General features: G+C 58.9%; 17 protein-coding genes and 1 tRNA gene. 5 read left to right on the forward strand and 13 right to left on the reverse strand.

Features of this window, described 5'->3' with window-relative positions; genetic code table 11:
* The first annotated feature begins 111 nt into the window (after nucleotides 1-111).
* Nucleotides 112-187, forward strand: a tRNA-Ala gene (locus G359_RS02275).
* A gap of 301 nt (nucleotides 188-488) precedes the next feature.
* Nucleotides 489-818, forward strand: a complete 330-nt coding sequence (locus G359_RS02280; RefSeq protein WP_045834810.1) for a hypothetical protein — start codon at nucleotides 489-491, stop codon at nucleotides 816-818.
* 492 nt (nucleotides 819-1310) lie between these two features.
* Here the strand turns inward: G359_RS02280 and G359_RS02290 are convergent, their stop codons facing one another.
* From G359_RS02290 to G359_RS02305, 3 genes are all read right to left on the reverse strand, one after another.
* Nucleotides 1311-2492 (reverse strand): efflux RND transporter periplasmic adaptor subunit, encoded by a 1182-nt coding sequence (locus G359_RS02290; RefSeq protein ID WP_045834812.1) that lies wholly within the window; start codon nucleotides 2490-2492, stop codon nucleotides 1311-1313.
* Nucleotides 2493-2506: 14 nt separating this feature from the next.
* The gene (locus G359_RS02295) at nucleotides 2507-5671 is read right to left on the reverse strand and encodes an efflux RND transporter permease subunit (protein WP_045834813.1); all 3165 of its coding nucleotides are present in this window, start codon (nucleotides 5669-5671) and stop codon (nucleotides 2507-2509) included.
* Nucleotides 5672-6358: 687 nt separating this feature from the next.
* On the reverse strand, nucleotides 6359-6919 hold the full coding sequence (locus G359_RS02305) for a LabA-like NYN domain-containing protein (protein WP_045834815.1): 561 nt from the start codon (nucleotides 6917-6919) through the stop codon (nucleotides 6359-6361).
* A 548-nt stretch (nucleotides 6920-7467) separates the two neighbouring features.
* Between G359_RS02305 and G359_RS02310 the strand changes: the two genes are divergently transcribed.
* From G359_RS02310 to G359_RS02320, 3 genes are all read left to right on the forward strand, one after another.
* Nucleotides 7468-8733, forward strand: coding sequence for a multidrug effflux MFS transporter (locus tag G359_RS02310; RefSeq protein ID WP_052699151.1), 1266 nt, complete (start codon nucleotides 7468-7470; stop codon nucleotides 8731-8733).
* A 142-nt stretch (nucleotides 8734-8875) separates the two neighbouring features.
* Nucleotides 8876-9553 carry a winged helix-turn-helix domain-containing protein gene (locus G359_RS02315; RefSeq protein ID WP_045834816.1) on the forward strand — a complete coding sequence of 226 codons (678 nt, stop codon included), beginning with the start codon at nucleotides 8876-8878 and terminating at the stop codon, nucleotides 9551-9553.
* Nucleotides 9540-10910 carry a sensor histidine kinase gene (locus G359_RS02320; RefSeq protein ID WP_045834817.1) on the forward strand — a complete coding sequence of 457 codons (1371 nt, stop codon included), beginning with the start codon at nucleotides 9540-9542 and terminating at the stop codon, nucleotides 10908-10910. Before G359_RS02315 ends, G359_RS02320 begins: the two co-directional genes overlap by 14 nt.
* Nucleotides 10911-10984: 74 nt before the next feature.
* On the opposite strand, the gene hutX is transcribed toward G359_RS02320, so the two are convergent.
* From hutX to G359_RS02370, 10 genes are all read right to left on the reverse strand, one after another.
* Nucleotides 10985-11506, reverse strand: coding sequence for a heme utilization cystosolic carrier protein HutX (gene hutX, locus G359_RS02325; protein ID WP_045834818.1), 522 nt, complete (start codon nucleotides 11504-11506; stop codon nucleotides 10985-10987).
* An 8-nt stretch (nucleotides 11507-11514) separates the two neighbouring features.
* Entirely contained in the window at nucleotides 11515-11865 is a 351-nt protein-coding gene (locus G359_RS02330; protein WP_045834819.1) for an antibiotic biosynthesis monooxygenase family protein, read from the reverse strand.
* 210 nt (nucleotides 11866-12075) lie between these two features.
* The gene (locus G359_RS02335) at nucleotides 12076-12486 is read right to left on the reverse strand and encodes a bleomycin resistance protein (protein WP_052699152.1); all 411 of its coding nucleotides are present in this window, start codon (nucleotides 12484-12486) and stop codon (nucleotides 12076-12078) included.
* Nucleotides 12483-13304, reverse strand: a complete 822-nt coding sequence (locus tag G359_RS02340; RefSeq protein ID WP_045834820.1) for a heme ABC transporter ATP-binding protein — start codon at nucleotides 13302-13304, stop codon at nucleotides 12483-12485. The genes G359_RS02335 and G359_RS02340 overlap by 4 nt, the downstream gene beginning before the upstream one ends.
* 3 nt (nucleotides 13305-13307) lie before the next feature.
* The gene (locus G359_RS02345) at nucleotides 13308-14393 is read right to left on the reverse strand and encodes a FecCD family ABC transporter permease (RefSeq protein WP_045834821.1); all 1086 of its coding nucleotides are present in this window, start codon (nucleotides 14391-14393) and stop codon (nucleotides 13308-13310) included.
* Nucleotides 14390-15313 (reverse strand): heme/hemin ABC transporter substrate-binding protein, encoded by a 924-nt coding sequence (locus tag G359_RS02350; RefSeq protein ID WP_045834822.1) that lies wholly within the window; start codon nucleotides 15311-15313, stop codon nucleotides 14390-14392. Before G359_RS02350 ends, G359_RS02345 begins: the two co-directional genes overlap by 4 nt.
* 21 nt (nucleotides 15314-15334) lie before the next feature.
* Nucleotides 15335-15592, reverse strand: coding sequence for a hemin uptake protein HemP (hemP, locus tag G359_RS02355; protein ID WP_371198990.1), 258 nt, complete (start codon nucleotides 15590-15592; stop codon nucleotides 15335-15337).
* 15 nt (nucleotides 15593-15607) lie between these two features.
* A complete protein-coding gene (locus tag G359_RS02360) occupies nucleotides 15608-16174 on the reverse strand; it encodes a hypothetical protein (protein ID WP_082072764.1) in 567 nt (188 codons plus the stop codon).
* Between the two features lie 45 nt (nucleotides 16175-16219).
* Complete coding sequence (locus G359_RS02365; RefSeq protein WP_045834824.1) at nucleotides 16220-16405, reverse strand: hypothetical protein; 186 nt, start codon at nucleotides 16403-16405, stop codon at nucleotides 16220-16222.
* 84 nt (nucleotides 16406-16489) lie between these two features.
* Entirely contained in the window at nucleotides 16490-17563 is a 1074-nt protein-coding gene (locus tag G359_RS02370; protein ID WP_045834825.1) for a zinc-binding metallopeptidase family protein, read from the reverse strand.
* Nucleotides 17564-17749: the final 186 nt, after the last annotated feature.

The raw sequence follows: 17749 nt of genomic DNA on the forward strand, positions 1-17749 counted from the left end.
GGCTTCAATTTGTGGCGCGCGCCGGGCCCTGCCCGCACCCTTTGCGCCACTGTTCTGCTCGACCCGGTTTCTTGACAACAAACCGGGCCAAATCCTAAATGCCCGCCCATTGGGGCCGTAGCTCAGATGGGAGAGCGCTGCAATCGCACTGCAGAGGTCAGGGGTTCGATTCCCCTCGGCTCCACCACCCAACCTTTCTGCCTCGAGGGGCCCGGAATTTTCGCCACACAAACCGAAGTTTTTCAGAGATCAGCAGCCACCATGGGTTGGGGACTTGGCCCATACAGAATTGGCGTTCTTCGAAAAACAATTGAGCGCCGTTTTCTCGAGGAGGAAATTCTTCCCGAGCGCATCGGCGAAGGCGTTTGCTGATACCCCAAGCGTGTCGCCTGAGCGCCCCAGATCCACGCATTTCGACCGCCCTCTGATTGACAATACAACCTCCTCATGGCGTCGTGCGCGCTGGGATGAATAGGGGAGTAAAAGCAATGACCTTCAAAATCGGCGCGGCGATTCTCGTTGGCCTCAGCCTCGTCGGCTCAGCGACGACTGCGGACGCCCGCTGGAACCGGCGCGGCGAATGCCGTCCGCCGCTGGAAGGCGCCGCCACCGGTAAGGGCGTGTTCGGTCTCGGCAGCGAACGTGCGCGAGACGCGGCGGTCGGCAACTGGGAAGAAGCAGCAGAGAGCCGCTATGGCCGCGCTTTTTCGAATTTCGAACGAGCCACTAATGTCCGTTGGGATTGCGCCAAGAACGCTTTGATCACCGCCAAGTGCGTGGTCATCGCGCGGCCATGCGCAGCGCGGATCAGCGGTTAAGCAGCTGTCTGAAGCGATCGGCACGGCCAACGGACAAAAGGCATGCCGATCGCTCGTTCTTGTCACCTTCCTGGAGGCGCGGGCTCCGGCGCATCACCGGGATCATCGATCGGTATGGGCGAAGGCTGCGGCGGCTCCTTCGGCTCGGGCGGCAGGGTTGGAAGTTCCCCAGGCTCCTGCGTGGGAAATGGAATGGTCGGAGGATCGTTGCCGTTTTCCATCACCGAAATGTCCTCGATTTAATCACCTGATCCGACGCACCGGCCATCCGGCCGTTTTTCGGCGGCTGAGAGATGCAGCATCGAGCGGTCGCTCGACGTGCCAGAGCAACAGCGGAACGCACTCCAAAGATGGAGCGTTCCGCCGAATGATCGATCCATCGCCCATAAATAGTTGCGGCCCGGCGGAAACGGCCGTCGCCAGGATACGGGTGGCGAAGGCTATTACGGCCGATCCCTTCAGCCGCGCTTTCCCTTTTGTGTCTCGCCGTTACTAGTTGACCGCCCCGGTGGTGACCGCGGGCTTTCCGCCGGCTTGTGGCGGCGGAGCCGTGAGAGGCTGCACCGGAGATCCAGGTCCGATCTTCTGCAAATTGCCGGTGATGATGAGGTCTTTCTCGTCGACGCCAGTGACGCTGATGAGATCGCCATCCGCTGGACCGAGCGTCACCAGTTTCTGCTGGGCAATATTCTTATCGCCGACCACATAGACATATTTCCCAAGCTGGCTCGATCCGACGGCCGTTTGGGGCACCATCAGGGCATTCGCGTTTTCGCCGGCATGGATGCGGATGCGAACGTATTGTCCGGGCAATAGCGTGCGGTCCGCATTGGCTATGGTGGCCCGCGCCGTTAGGGTGCCCGTCAAGCGGTCGACGGAATTGTCGATGAAGGTGACGGAGCCTTTTTGCTTTGGCTTGTCGTTTCCAGGTACGAAGATCTCGGCGGCCGTCGCGCCGCTGGCGCGCACCTTCTGTATCGCGGCCAGATCCGCCTCGCTCGGGTTGAACGTCACGTAAATCGGATCGATCTGAACGAGCGTGTTGAGAGGCGCGCCTGCTACGCTGATGAGCGCTCCGAGCGGCGCTTGGTTCTTACCCAGCCTCCCGGCAAAAGGCGCACGAATTTCGGTATATTCGAGATTGAGTTCCGCAGTGCGGATTGCGGCGTCGTCGATGGTAATGGCTGCGTCCGCCTGGCGAAGCGAACTCGATCTCTGATCGTAGGTGTCCTTCGCGAGCCATCCGCTCTTGGTGAGTTCCGATCCGCGCTCGAGATTGGAACTCGCATAGTCACGAGCAGCGATGTCGCGCTGTTTTTGAGCTTTGGCGTGATCGAGCGCCGCTTGGTAATCACGCGGATCGATTACGTAAAGAAGGTCGCCCGCCGCAACGTCTGCGCCGTCGGGAACAACCTGTTTCTGGACGTAGCCTGAAACCCGCGCTTGCAGCGTGATGTCGCGAATGGATTCGGTCCGCGCCGAATATTCCAGATAAATATTCACCGGCCGCTTGACGACTGGCGCGACCGGCACCGGCATGGCGAAGGCGGCCTGAGGCGGCGCGGCCGGGCTTTCAACCGAGGCAATAAGCTTTGCAAGTTCCTGCCGGTGAAGATAGGCGCCGACGCCGGCGGCGGCGAGCAAAGCCAAGACAACAATCGTCCAAAGTCGCATCACGAAATCCCTGTCTATTCGGCAGCAGCCGGATGTGAAGCATCGTCGCCTGTGGCCACATGTTTCCCGGACATGTCGGCATCACGCCCTTCGCGCCACTCTTCGATCATGGCGTAGAACACCGGAACGAACAGCAACGTAAGCAGCGTCGCGGCCAGCATGCCGCCGAACACCGTCGTACCAATCGATTGCCGGCTGGCGGCGCCGGCTCCCGTCGCGATCATGAGCGGCACGACGCCAAGAATGAAAGCGAATGCCGTCATCAATATGGGGCGCAGCCGTAGCCGCGCCGCTTCCATTGCCGCATCGACGATGGGCAATCCCTCAAGTCGTCGTCTCTTGGCGAATTCGACGATCAGAATGGCGTTCTTCGCAGCGAGACCGATGAGCATGACGAACCCGATCTGCGAGTAGACGTCAATCTGCAGACCGCGCACCCAGATCGCCAGCAGTGCGCCGAAGAGTGCGAGCGGCACCGCCAACAGCACCATGAACGGCATCGACCAGCTTTCATATTGAGCGGCGAGGATCAAAAAGACAAACACGCTCGCCAGTGCAAAGACGACGAGGGCAATCGAGCCCGCCTTCAATTCCTGGAAGGTAATGCCTGTCCATTCGTAACTGAAGTCGCGAGGGAGCGCCGTCGCCGCCGCCCGTTCCATCGCGGCGATAGCCTGTCCCGTGCTGTAGCCCGGTGCGGGCCCGCCGTTGATCAGCGCCGACGCGTAGTTATTGTAATGAGGAACGGTCTCCGGACCGACGATTGGTTTCAACGTTCCGAGCGTGCTGAGCGGCACCATTCCGCCCGTCGCATTACGCACATAGAGCCGCGACAAGCTCGAGGGATCGGATCGGGAATTCTTGTCAGCCTGTAGCGTCACGCGGAACGTGCGGCCGAAGAGGTTGAAGTCGTTGACGTAGAGCGAGCCGAGATAAATCTGCAGAGTGTTGAAAACGTCTGGCAGGTTGAGCCCCAGGAGCTTCGCCTTCGAGCGGTCCAGATCGTAGTTGAATTGCGGCGTCGAGGTTGAGAACGACGTGAACAGCTGCTGCGCGTCGAGCTCCGGCTGCTTGCGGGCTTCCGCGATCAGCGCTTGCGTTGCCTCGTTGAGAGCCACGCTGCCGCGACCCGTCAGATCTTCGACCTGGAATTCAAATCCGCCGGTCGTCCCAAGTCCAGGAATCGAAGGTGGATCGAAACTGAGTGCGAAGGCTTCGGGGATCATAAAAAGCTTTCCGCGAACCTCTTGCACCAGACGCGATGCGCTTTGTTCGGGCGGTCGTTCGTTCCAGGGCTTCAGAATAGCGAACTCGACCGCGGAATTCGATTGCGCAGCGTTCGTCAAAAAGTTGAGCCCGCTGATCGAGCCAACGATATCGACGCCCGGAGTGCCCTCTAGAATTTCTCTGACCTGCTTCGCCACGGCGTCGGTTCGTTCGAGTGATGCGCCATCCGGCAACTGCACCACGACGAAAAAGTATCCCTGATCCTCGACTGGCAAAAACGTCGAAGCAACGCGCTGGGAAATAAAATATGTGGCCCCGAGCAATGCTGCGAAAAAGAAAAGCATCAGCCAGCGGATGCGTATTAGGAACCGCACGAGATGAGCGTATCCGTGCGAGAGCCGGTCGAAACCGGCATTGAACCAGCGGAAGAGTATGAAGTTTGAGGGCTCGCGATGCCGCAAGAAGACCGCAGCCAGCGCCGGGCTGAGCGTCAACGAATTGAATGCGGAAAGCCCGACCGAAATCGCAACCGTCAGCGCGAATTGGTTATAGAGACGGCCTGAAACACCCGGAATGAACGCCACCGGGATGAATACGGCCATCAGCACGCCGGTAGTCGCGATGATGGGGCCGGTAACTTCAGACATGGCCTTCAAAGCCGCCGCCATCGGCTTCAAGCCGTTTTCCAACTGACGCTCGACGTTCTCGACGACCACGATGGCGTCATCGACGACAAGCCCGATCGCCAACACCATGCCGAGAAGGCTGAGCATGTTCAGCGAAAACCCGAGCACGTGCATGATAACGAGGGTCGCAATCAGCGAGACAGGTATGGCGATCGTGGGAATGATCGTCGTGCGCCAGCTTTGCAAAAAGATGTAAACGACGAGTACGACGAGACCCAGAGCTTCGAGCAGCGTGAAGACCACGTCATGCATGGCGGCCGAGACGAACCGGGTCGTATCGTAGTGCATGCCGTAAGCGATGCCCTTCGGGAACCGCTGCGAAAGCTCGTCCATTTTGGCCAGCACGCGCTGCTGAAGGTCGAGCGCGTTGGAGCCCGGCATCTGGAAAACGGCGAGCACGACCGAGGGGTCCTCACCGAAAAACGCCGATGACGAATATTGGAGCGCCCCGAGCTCGATGCGGGCCACGTCGCGAAGGCGAACGATGGCGCCCGTCGACGGGTTCGAACGAACGACGATATTGCCGAATTCTTCCGGATTGCTCAGCCGCCCGGTCGCGTTGACCTGCATTTCAAACGGCGTCCCCGGGGGCGCAGGCGACTGGCCGATCTTGCCGGCCGCAACCTGAATGTTTTGCTCCGCCACCGCATTTTGAACGTCGACGGCCGTGATACCGAGCTGAGACAGCTTATCGGGATCGAGCCAAAGGCGCATCGAATAGCGCCGCTCGCCGAAGATCTGTACATCGCCGACACCAGCGATCCGCTTCAATGGATCGACGATCTGAAGGTAAGCATAGTTGCTGAGCGTCACCGGATCGACGGAATGGTCAGGCGACGTGAGATTGACGATCAGGACGAAATTCGGGTTCTGCTTCCGGATGGAGACGCCGGCCTGATTAACGATGGGCGGCAAAGACGATGCGGCCTCAGCCACGCGGTTCTGCACGTCCACCGCCGCGATGCTGAGCGGATAACCGACGTCGAATGTGATCGTAATATTCGACGAGCCATCGTTGGAACTCGACGACGACATGTAGGTCATGCCTTCGACGCCGTTGATCTGCTGTTCGAGCGGCGTCGTGACGGTATCTGCAACGACCTGAGCGCTTGCGCCGGGATAGATCGCGCTCACCACCACTTGCGGAGGGGTCACATCGGGTAGTTGCGAGACTGGCAGCAGAAAATAGCAAATGGTCCCCGCCAGGACCATGATGACGGCGATTGCCGAAGCAAAGATAGGCCGATGAATGAAAAAGTTGACCATGCGCCGTCCGACGTTGATGCGGGGGTAGCCACCGAGGGCGGCCTCTGCGTTCCTGCGGAACCTTATACTCTTCAAAGACTCTACCCTCTCTCATCTCAAGCAGCGATTGAGACGTTCTTCGGGCGAGGTAAACACGTGACCAGCTGACCTACACAGACGAAAATGGGGAACTGGTCCTAGCTTCACCAGCTTTCACCATCATCTTCTCTCGAAGATCGTATCTTTGCGGCCACAAAATGCGTGTGTCAGCATAGCGATCGGACGTACAGGCTCCAAGTCTGGGCAGTCAGTCTTGGCGCTCTCAACACCAGACTTGCCTGACGGAGGCCGGTCGAGGGCGGCGACACGGGAGGACGCTTCGGAACGGGCCCTGGCGAGAAACGCCCGGCGAAGGCTGATCGAAACGTCAGCGGGAAGCAAAGCGGTATTGAGAAGTCTCTGCTGCAAGCCAATCCGCCCAATTGCAATCCGGTCGATCACCAAACGTCCGGATGATATAAAACGGCTATGGCTTTGATTGAGCCACAGGTAGAAAACGAGTGCTGAGAATTGATTGTCGTCAGCATCTAAAACCTCATCCCAAGGCTGGGGAATCCGCTTTTGGCGATAAACCGTTTCACAGAAAAGATGCCATTTCAAAAAAGCTCGCGAAATGAAAATCGCGCATCAAGCAGGGTCGAGCAGGAGTTAGAGATCGTCCGACGCCGCCGACGGTCCATTTTGGGCCCGTCCGATCTCCTTTTCGAGATCCGCCAGATCGAGAAATTGATCGGCCTGCCGGCGTAGCTCGTCGGCGATCATCGGCGGCTGCGTTTGCAGAGTCGAAACGATGCTCACCCGCTTGCCCATTTGCTGGAGAGCAGCGACCAGACTGCGAAAATCGCCGTCGCCGGAAAAGATCACGATGTGATCGAGATTGTCAGCAAGTCGCATCGCATCAACGGCAAGCTCGATATCCATGTTGCCTTTGACGCGTTTGCGCCCCGCGCTGTCGATGAACTCTTTCGACGCCTTGGTCACCATCGAAAATCCATTGTATTCGAGCCAATCGATCAACGGACGGATGGAAGAGTATTGCTGTTCGTCTGCTATGGCCGTGTAGTACAGCGCTCTCACGAGCTGCACCCTGCCGCGGAAAAGGCGGAGCAATCTCCTGTAGTCGATGTCAAAGCCGAGCAATTTTGCGGCGGCGTAAAGATTTGCGCCATCGATAAATAAAGCAACGCGCTCAGTCGGATAAAAATGCATGAGGCATTCCAAAAATATGCATGAAACAAAGTCCTCGCGCTGAGTATTCTCAGTCTATGCGGAGAATTGTCAATGGTTGTCGACGTATTGTTTCCAGTTTCTCACCGTTGCGCCTGCACCAAATATAAGGTGGTCATTATTGGCCTCGCGTATCCCAGTTAATTTTGACAATTTGGCAGTGAGATTTCGCACGGTGCCGCCTGCGCCATCGGGAGCCCCTGATTGAGAGAAAAATTTCGGAGATCGGAAGAGGTGCTGTGGGCATCGAAGCCAACCATGCTTCTCATCGAAGCGGTGCTATCTCAGGAAAGACCCAATACTCCGAGTTTCATTTAGGCAAGGAGGAGGCCGGGCCCCGGGGGCCGGTAATGCCTCTCCGCGTTTTCGCCGCGGCAATGTCATGCAACGGCGCGATGACGAACCGGGGCATCGCGTGCTAACCAGCCGCGGAAGCGCGCAAGCGAGACCAGTCGCGTCTTATGCCCATTCAACGCCAGGCCCGTGCAACCTTCGGACCGGCCCGATAAACCCATCTTCAGGATTATGAAATGACAACGTCAGAGCGCGAGACGCGCACTCGAGCGTCGCGATCGGACATTCCCGCTAACCCTCTATCGATCTCGTTGGTTGAATTCGTCGGCCTGATCGCAGCACTCATGGCGATTACGGCGTTGGCGATCGACATCATGCTGCCGGCGTTGCCGCAAATCGCCTCAACCTTCGGCATTGTGAATGAGAACGAAAGGCAGCTCGTCGTCATTCTTTACATGGCCGGCTTCGCCTTGGGCCAAATCTTCTTCGGCCCGCTCTCCGATCACCTCGGCCGAAAACCGGTCCTGATGGCGGGTCTCGCAATTTTCATTCTGAGCACGATCGGCGCAATTCTGGCCGGATCGTTCGAAACACTGCTGCTTGCGCGCGTGATGCAGGGCGTCGGCGCGGCGTCTCCACGTATCATCGCAGTCGCCGTCGTCCGCGATCTTTATAGTGGCCGTCAAATGGCGCGGGTGATGTCATTCGCAATGATGGTGTTCATCATGATCCCCGTCTTCGCCCCGTCGGTCGGGCAGGCGGTGGTTCTAGTCAGCGAATGGCGTTGGATCTTCATCGTCTTGCTGGTGATGGCCGCGATTGCTGCAATCTGGTCGGGAATGAGGTTGCCGGAGACGGCGCGTCCCGCCCTTGGCAAGGAACATGCGATGACGTTGCGAGCCGCGTTTATGGCCGCCGTCTTCAATGGCCAGACGGCCGGCTACGGTGCTGCAGGCGGCTTCATGTTCGGATGTCTGCTTGCCTATGTCGCGAGCGCCCAACAGGTTTTCGTTGGCGTGTTTGGCATGGGCGACAACTTCCCTGTCGTCTTCGGCGCGCTCGCCTCGGCGATCGCGTTGGCCTCATTCGCTAACGCTCGCCTTGTCGGCCGGCTTGGAATGCGGCTTGTGTCGCACACGGCGTTGTTCGCTTTCATCGGTGTTTCCGTGCTGTTGGCGGCCGCTGCGGCTCTAGGCGCGGTCGGCTTCTGGATCTTCGCGATCGCGATGGGCTTCGCGTTTTTTCTCTTCGGATTGATCGCGCCGAACTTCAATTCACTCGCCATGGAACCGCAAGGTCATAACGCTGGGATGGCATCGTCGGTCGTTGGCTCGCTCAGCACCGCAATTGGCGCTATCGCCGGAGGTATCGTCGCCGGATCGTTCGACGGCTCGATTTTTCCGATTGCGGCGGGATTTGCGGCATGCAGCATAATTGCGGGCCTCATAGTCCTCGCGATTGAAGGCCCAAAGCGGTTGTTGGGACGCAATCGCCCTGCGTAGCGGGCGTTTCGTCGCCTAAAATTTACGTAATGAATGCGTGGATGCGATCTCGCACTGGCCACGTATCGCAACGTGTACTAAATGCTGCGGAAGCGACGGAAATGCCGAAGGCTAAATCCCGGGCGCACGAGGGCAGACGGGCATGAGAATTCTCCTGCTTGAAGACGATCTGAATACCGCAAAATATGTCTTGAAGGGCCTTGAGGAAGAGGGCCACACAGTGGACCATCTCGCCGATGGGCGCGATGCGGTCGCGCAAGCCGTCGCCGAAAATTACGACGTGATCATCCTCGACCGGATGCTTCCGAGTCTCGATGGGCTCGCCATCATAAAAACCATTCGCAGCGCCGGACGCGGCGTGCCCGTCTTATTCCTAACCGCTCTTGGCGGCGTCGATGATCGTGTTGAGGGCCTCGATGCCGGCGCCGATGACTATCTCGTCAAACCGTTTGCGTTCTCTGAGCTTATGGCGCGCGTCAACGCACTCGCGCGCCGTCCGCATACGAAGGGCGAGGAGACGCGTCTCAAAGTCGGCGATCTCGAGATCGACTTGGTTGCCCGAAAGGTGACGAGAGGTGGCGATCTCATTGACCTCCAGCCGCGAGAGTTTCGCCTCCTCGAAGTCCTGATGCGCAACCGTGGCCGCGTCGTGACGCGAACGATGCTGCTGGAGCGCGTCTGGAATTTCCATTTTGATCCCAAGACGAGCGTCGTCGAAACCCACATCTCGCGGCTTCGCGCGAAGATCGACAAGCCCTATGGCAAAGAGTTGATCCACACCATTCGCGGGAGCGGATACACGGTCCATGACGGCTCGTGATCTCCTGAAGCGCACGCCCTTCCGCTTGGCGGCGACGTTCTCATTGTTTTTCATCACGACGATCCTGGCGCTTTTCACCGTCGTCTATTTCGTCGCCAGCGCGCGGCTCGTCGCCGATATCCGCGACCGCGTCGAGACAACGCTCGATTCGCTCGCAGCGCTCGATGGCGAGCGCACATTCGACGACCTCGTCGCTCTTGTCGCCAGCGAAAGCGAATCCGTCCGCGATCCCGATTTCATTATGGAGCTCGTCGACAAGAACGGGAACTTTTTGGCCGGCAATGTCCGAGGCGTCAGGGATTCGAAGAATTGGATGACGCTCAAACGCTCCGACGTATTTCTGACGCTTGACCGGGGTGAGCCGGACGACGAATTCCTCGCGATATGGAGGCCGCTTCAAAAAGGTCGCCTTCTCGTCGGCAGCGATAATAGCGAAGTCAAGCAGATGAAATCGTTTCTGCTGAAGTTGCTAGGTTTCGGCGTGCTAGCGGCAGCCTTGGCACTCGCTCTTTGCGCCGCTTATTTCGCCCGGGAAGCGCAACATCGCATCAATGCCTTCGCGCGCCCGCTTGCGAAAGTATCTCAAGGCGAGATCACCGCCCGCGTTCCGATCTCCGGACAGCAGGACGACATCGATCAGGTGGCGCTGCAAGTGAATCGCATGCTGGGCGATCTGCAGCGCTTGATCGAGAACGTCAACCAATCGTCGTCCGACATCGCCCACGATCTCAAAAAGCCACTCGGACGATTGCGCCAGCGACTGGATGATGCGCGGCACAGCGAGGACAAGCAGGAATTTCGCAACGCAGTCGACGCCGCATTGGCGGATATTGATTCCATATCTGCAACATTCGACGCTCTGCTTCGGATTACGCAGATCGAAGCGGGTGCCCGCAGATCGCGATTTGTGACGGTCGACCTGGCAGCTGTTCTTGCCGATGTTCGCGACGTCTACGACGTCGTGGCCGAGGACGCCGGTGACAAATTGAACTACATCAGCGATTGGCCCGGCCCGGCCTACGTGCGGGGCGATCCGGAATTGCTCGTTCAGCTATTCGCGAACCTCGTCGAGAACTCCATCCGCCATTGTCCGCGCGGCACCGAGATAACGATGCATCTTTACGAGCGCGGAGGCGGCTATGTCGTGGACGTCGCCGACACGGGGCCGAGTATTCCGGAGCACGAACGCGTGAACGTCTTCCGGCGCCTCTATCGCTTGGAGCGCGCCCGCTCGACCGAAGGCAGCGGATTAGGGCTTAGCCTGGTGGCAGCTATCGTCGAACTTCATTCGGCAAAGATCGAGCTCTTCGACAACGAGCCGGGCTTGCGCGCCGAAGTCAGATTTCCCGTCGTCTAAGCCGGTGAGACGAAAATAAGGGGCGCACTTCCATGCGCCCCCGAAGAATTTATTCGCCCCTGAATTCTGGAAACTCAGCCGTCGAGACTTGCTCTCAGTTCATCGAACAACGTCACCTGCTCTTTGATCAGTTCGCGCGTCTCGTCGCGCCGAACGAAGATCTTGAACATCGCTTCGCCCGCGCCGTTGAAAAACTGAACGGACCGCGATTCACGCCCCATGAAGGGACGCGCCACAAAGGCAATGTGCGTGCAGTTCTCGAACTTGATGTGTCCGCCGATAGGGCTATCGCCGTGCAGATTGAAGTAGCCGCGCCCAATGGTGCCGGGCGGAATCGGCCCTTCGCATTCGAGAACGATGTCCGGCGTATGCACGATGAAGACGACGGGTCCCCACTCAGTCAGAGCCGACAATATTTTCTCGAACTCGCTACCGGCGACTATGGCGCGGTGCGCATTCGGAAGCGCTTCGACGGCTTCGAATGTACTGACGCCGTACTCTCGGGCGATCTGCTCGAGGATGCCGTCAGCGTTTTTCGCCAACCGTTCGCGCAGAGGCGGCCGCGCGGCGACCTCAGATGAAAGGGTTTCGCTCATGCTGCTGTTCACTCGGCCGCTGCAAGAACGGACTTCGAGCCGTCGGAGAGAACTTCCTGGATCACCTCGAAACCTTCAAACTCCGGATGGCCGAGATAAAGCTTCCGCGTCGCTCCGCCAGCAGAGGAATGCGACTTCCGGAACGAGTCCGATTTCGTCCACGCCTCGAAGTCGGCGAACGAACGCCAGACCGTATGCGAAGAATAGAGAACGTGATCTTCACGCGTCGGTCCGCGAAGCAGGTGGAACGTAATGAAGCCCGGCTCTTTGTGCAGGTTCACTTCGCGGCCAATCCAAAGCTGCTCGAAATCTTTTGCAAGGTCGGGCTCGACCTTGAAGCGGTTCATCGCGATGTACATTGGTGTACCTTTCTATGGAAAAAATGCGGACCCGGAGGCTAATTTTTCAAGCTTCCGGGCCGCCGGCGACCTTAGAGCGGCGAGACGGGAAGTCATTTTGCCCAAAGACGCAGTGATAAATCGATGTGTGCGGAGCGGTTTAGCGACGGCTGGGACCCGCTTGCCGAGGCGGAACGCTATTGTTGTGTCCATAAAAAGTCAACATTATCATCAGTCGTCACCCAGCCGGTATTCGCTATGCTCGGGCAACATCTGGCCGATGTTGAGAAGATTGCCGTCGTCATCGATGAAATGAAATTCACGCATGCCCCACGGCTTGTCCGAAATCTCGGACAGACGTTTTGCCGGGCCGTTTTTAAAAGCCGAGTACCATTCGTCGACGTCGGCGACCCGAATGTACGCGGCGACACAATGCGGCTCAGGAATGTGCGCGACTGACGAGACATGCACCTCAACGGCTCGCCGCCGCAGAATGAGGTAATTGTGGGCGGCACGGACAATATTGAAGCCCTTGCTGTCGTAGGTTTCAACCGAGCGTTCGATATTCGTCGAAAGCAAAACAGGTATCGCCAATGGGACGGCAACGCCCTCGGCGGGAAGTTCGTCGGGTAACGTCATCATTCAGCAGCCGCTCCGATTATTGTTCTGCGTGTGATCGCCGCAGGCAGGATCAATCGCCCACCATCGTTTGACGATACCACCCGCAATGGACACCCGAACGTGTGACTGAGCAGGTCCTCATTCAAGAGGTCGTGAGGCTTACCTTTTCCGGCGATTTTGCCGGCGGCCATAAGCACGATTTCATCGGCGAATGCTGCGGCAAGATTGAGATCGTGAATGACGAGCATCACCGCGCGTCCTTGCGACGACTGCGCTTTAATTAGGCTGAGTACATCGCATTGATGCTTGAGATCGAGGCTCGCGGTCGGCTCATCGAGCAGGAGCGCCGCTGCTTCTGCTTGATGTCGCGGAGCCGTGGCCAACTGGCATAGAGCTCTAGCAATATGGACGCGCTGACGCTCGCCGCCCGAAAGCTGGTTGAGCATCCGCATTTCGAAATTTGCCAATCCAACGGCGGCCAGAGCCTCGCGCGCAACAACGGCCGCGGCGTCGTCGCGAATGCCGAAGGCTGGCACCGTCGCGCCCAACATGACGGTTTCAAGAACGGTAAACGGAAAGGAAAGCGTTGTCGATTGTGCGACGACAGATCGACGCGTCGCGAGACGCGCAACCGACATCTGCCGGATATCCGAGCCATCGAGGAAGACCGAGCCTTCGCTTGGCTTGAGTTCGCCTGCCATGATGCGCAGCAGCGTTGATTTTCCCGCGCCGTTAGGCCCGATGACTGCAGTCAACCGGCCCGGCGTGATCGTCAGCGAGACGTCGTCGATGAGCCGCTTTTGGCCGGCCATGACTGAGACGTGACGCGCTTCCAGCATCGCCTATTCTCCGCCGCCGATGCTGCGTCTCAGCACGAGATGAAGGAACACGGGCGCGCCGACGAGCGCGAGCACGATGCCAATCGGCAATTCCGCAGGCCGGATCGCCATACGCGAAATGATGTCGGCAACGATGACGAGCGTCGCTCCGAGAATAGCGCTGCCGGGAAGAACCGCGCGATGATCGGGGCCGGAGATGAGACGCATCACGTGCGGCGCGACAAGGCCGACAAAGCCGATCACGCCCGCAACCGCCACGGCCGCCCCAACCGCTGCGGCCGTCGTCGCGATGGTGAGCCTCTTCGTTCGTTCGGTATCGATGCCGAGGTGCATCGCTTCTGCCTCCCCAAGCAGAAATCCGTTGAGCCCGCGCATGAGCTGCGGCACGACCAAGATGATAGCGGCTGCGAAAGGTAGGACCGCCAAAACTTTTTCCCAGCTTGCGCCGGAAAGGCTTCCCATCGACCAGAGCGTCAAATCTCTCAACTCGCGGTCATCGCTGGCGTAGGAAAGAAATCCGCCGAGCGAGCCCGACAACGCACCGAGTGCGATGCCGGCAAGCAGCAAGGTGCCGACCGCAAGGTGACCGCGGCGCGCAGCAATGGCAACGAGCGTTATCGTCGTGACAAGCCCGCCGAAGAACGCGGCTATCGGCAGAGCGTAAATCCCGAGAGGCGCGACGAGGGGAGCAGCGATCCCGTGGCCGAGAACGATGGTCGCGATTGCAGCAAGCGCCGCGCCTGATGAAACGCCGATGAGACCCGGATCGGCGAGCGGATTGCGAAAAAGGCCCTGCATCATTGCACCCGACGTCGCGAGAGCTGCGCCGACGAACGCCGCGAGAAGGGTTCGCGGCAGCCTGAGGTCGATGAGAACGAGCCGGTCACGTTTCGCCCCGGCGCCATCCGCATAGCCGGCGGCCGCCGCGAACGCACGCGGGAGCGACCCGAGAGAAATGCCTGTCGGACCGATGGCGAGTGATAAGATCGCCGACAGCAGAAACAACCCGGTGAGCGCAAGAAAGACCTTGCTGCGCGCAGGCCTGACGGCATCGGTAACGCGCGCGATCCTGCCTTCAGCGATACTCACGGCGTTGCAGCGGTTTGGCCCGGCCCGGAATAGAGGGCCTTCATGAGGTCATGCGCGGCTGCGGGCGCACGCGGTCCGAAGCCGAGCAGATATTGACCGTCCATCTCGATGAGACCTTTGTTTTTTGCAGCTGGCGTCTGGCTGAGGCCCGGCAATGACAAGGCGAGATCGCCGCTGTGGCGGTCTCCATCGCCGCGGCGCATTACGACGACGGCATCGGGAGCAAGCTCAGCCAATTGTTCGTCGCTCACCGGCTTGTAACCGGTAACGCTGGCGGCTGCATTGTCGGCGCCTGCGAGCTGCAGGATTGCATCCGCGCCCGTACCGGTGCCGCCGACCGTCGCTCGCCCGTTTTGAATGGCAAGGATGAACAGCACCTTCTTATGCTCTTTGATCTGCTTGCGGTCGATGTCGAGGGCAGCGAAGTCGGCCGCGACTTTTGTAGCAAGCTTCTCGGCTTCCGCCTCCGCGCCGACGATGCCGCCGATACGGCGAACCTTATCCGGCACGCCTTCGGCCGTCTGCTTCTCCGCGATATCCGCGTACTGCACGCCGCTGCTCTTGACGGCTTTGACGACCTCGGGCGGTCCCGCCTGTTCGGATGCGATGATGAGTGTCGGATTGACGGCAAGAACGCCTTCCGCCGAAAGCGCGCGCAAGTAGCCGACAGACTTCTTCTCTTTGAGCGCGCTCGCGGGAAACTGGCTCGTGGTATCGACGGCGACAACCTTATCGCCTTGTCCAAGAGCGTAGAGGATTTCCGTCACATCGCCGCCCAGCGATAGAATTCGGATCGCACCTGAAGGCGGCGGCGCTTCAGCCGCAAACGCGCGCGAGCGGTCGGAGCCCACGTCAGCGGATAATCCGGCAAGCGCGAGAAGAGCGCCCGCAATTGCAAATCGTCCAGTCGCCACGCCCATATGGAACGCCCCAGGTTGCTTTTATTTCGTCAGAATGAGTTTGCCGGTAGCGGTGATGCGCAGGCGATACTCTTGCCCGCGGTGCAGGAGAATTGCTTCGCGGCTACCTTTGAGCAATTCGTCGACCCGGTACCGGATGCTACTCCCTGCCGGCTCATCGGCGTCTGGTATTGTTGTTGTGGAGATGGGTTCGCATCCCGCTTGCCGCAGAGTGGAACCTGCGACCTCTTTTTTTGGAGACATTCGCTCAATCAACGATATGTGGCTGGAAACGGGCATATCTTTCTGTGCCCGTCAGTGAAGATACAAGCTTTGGACGGTCTGCTTTTGCAGCTCATGACTATCGGCATCGGCATGAATGTCCGCACCGGAAGTGGTGTGCTGCAGTTGCAGGGAGGCGAGGGCGCGGACGGCAAACTGTGTGCGCACCGACGCTTGGGGACCATCGAGCGCAAGTTTTAATCCGCGCTCTAATGCGCTCTCATCGCGGGCGCGCGCCGCCTTGAGCAATCCCGACACGGCAAGCTCATCCGGCGATACATGCTGACAGCCGACGCTGAGATAGGAAAAGCCGATCTTGCGTTCCGATCTGAGCGCTCTCAGAAGCGCCGTCACGCGCGCAACAAGAACCGGACCTTCGCCGGTGCCGAGCTTTTCTTCGGCCTCTTTCATGGCGATTTCCCACGGCTGCGCAGAGCCCGTGGTGTAGACCTCGCAAAGGCAGCGAAAGACATCGAGCGTGATGCTTTCGATTGGCAGAAATCCAAGTTCCGCCCGCATCGGAAATCCCAGTGCGTGACCCGCACAGACATCTTCCCCGGTCGCCTTGCCGTCATTTGGCTTCGTAGTTTTGTTCCGCATCCTGCTCATCCGCTGTGTCAATTTCGATTTTGCGCGCCGTAGATTTCAAGATCCGTCGTCGGGTTGTTCATCTTCCGACAGGTTTGAAAGCATGCGGTCGAATGCGGAGACATGGCCGGTGGCCAAGTCCCAAATCATTCCGACTGAGGCTGCGAACATCGATGCGGCAAGCACGGCGCCGGTATTATCGCGCACGTCTAGCCGCTCACCACTGAGGTGCGAGCGTTTCATGGGTTCTCTCCAAAGTATCGGGGTTCAAGGCCCCGCAAATGGCGAATGGAGCCATTAAGCTAAAGTATACTTATGGAGTCAAGTTTAAACTTTGGCCGCCGTCAGAGCTTCGGGCTGCTCTGCGCGTTCGTGAATAATGCGATGCACGAACGCGAGTTTGTCGTAAGCGGCGCGCGGGATCACGAACGGGTAGAAATCGTCGTGGCCCATGCTGCGGCTCAGGCTGTTCATGGCGATCGTCAACGGCACCCATCGCGCCATCAGCGTATCGAACGTGCCGCTCGAATAGATGTCATCGCGCAGATCAAGGCGAAGACCGTGACCTTCCATGCCTTCGGCCGCAGCCGTGTCGAGCGCATCGACCATGTGAAGATAATGAGCCCAAGTTTCGGCCCAGTCTTCCCAGGGATGCGCACTGGCATAGGCGGAAACGTGCCGCTCCTGCCAATCGGATGCGGGACCCGTGTTGTGATGGCGCGTCAACGCCGCATCGTAGTCCTCGCGTTCGTCGCCGAAAACCGCGCGAAACTCATCGAGCCGATTGGCCTCTTCGACAAGAACCATCCAATAATAATGCCCGCTTTCGTGGCGGAGGTGGCCGAGCAGCGAGCGATAAGGCTCGTCGAACTGCTGCCTTTGCCGTTCTCTTTCGACGGAATCGGCTTCGCTGACGTCGATGGTGACGACGCCGTCGAGATGGCCCGTGAGAGCATTGCGCACGAAGTCGAACGTGAGCGGACCTTTCGCCGAAGCCTGGCCATCGAATGGCAAACCGAACCTGAGCAGCGAGTAGACAAGGCGCTTTTTCGCGTGCTCAAGCGCGCGCCACGCAAGCAAGCTACCCTGTTCCGAGAGGTTTGGTATGAGGCGGTTGAGGTCGCAAGCCTTGCAGAAGATGTTGCTCTCGGATTCAGGCGTCAGCCAGTTGCAAACGCCAAACTCGGCATTCGCGCAATAACGCATCGGAACGTCGTAAGGCGTGCTGCTGAGCTTCCGGAAGATCGGCGCTTCGGGTGTAACTTCGCTGACGCCGGTTTTCTCGATCGCGACGATCGCCAACTCATCCGTATCGAAGCCGAGCGCGCTGCTGCATTTCATGCACTTCACGTTTTCGAAGTACACCGTGTTTCCACAGTGCGAGCAGGCGTAATTCTTCATGCCGCGTACCGATTGCCAAAATGTTCGCAAGAGGCCTTCGACGGAAACTGCCGTGGCGCGCAGACGCCGATTTTCAGACCTTGCTGATCAGACACACAGATGCCCTTATAAATCGCACCGGGCCTCAATTTTTCAGGCACCTTGCTCAAACGTAAAGCAGAATGGTCAACTGCGAACTTTTTAGGC

The organism is Hyphomicrobium sp. 99, from assembly GCF_000384335.2.
GTDB lineage: Bacteria > Pseudomonadota > Alphaproteobacteria > Rhizobiales > Hyphomicrobiaceae > Hyphomicrobium_B.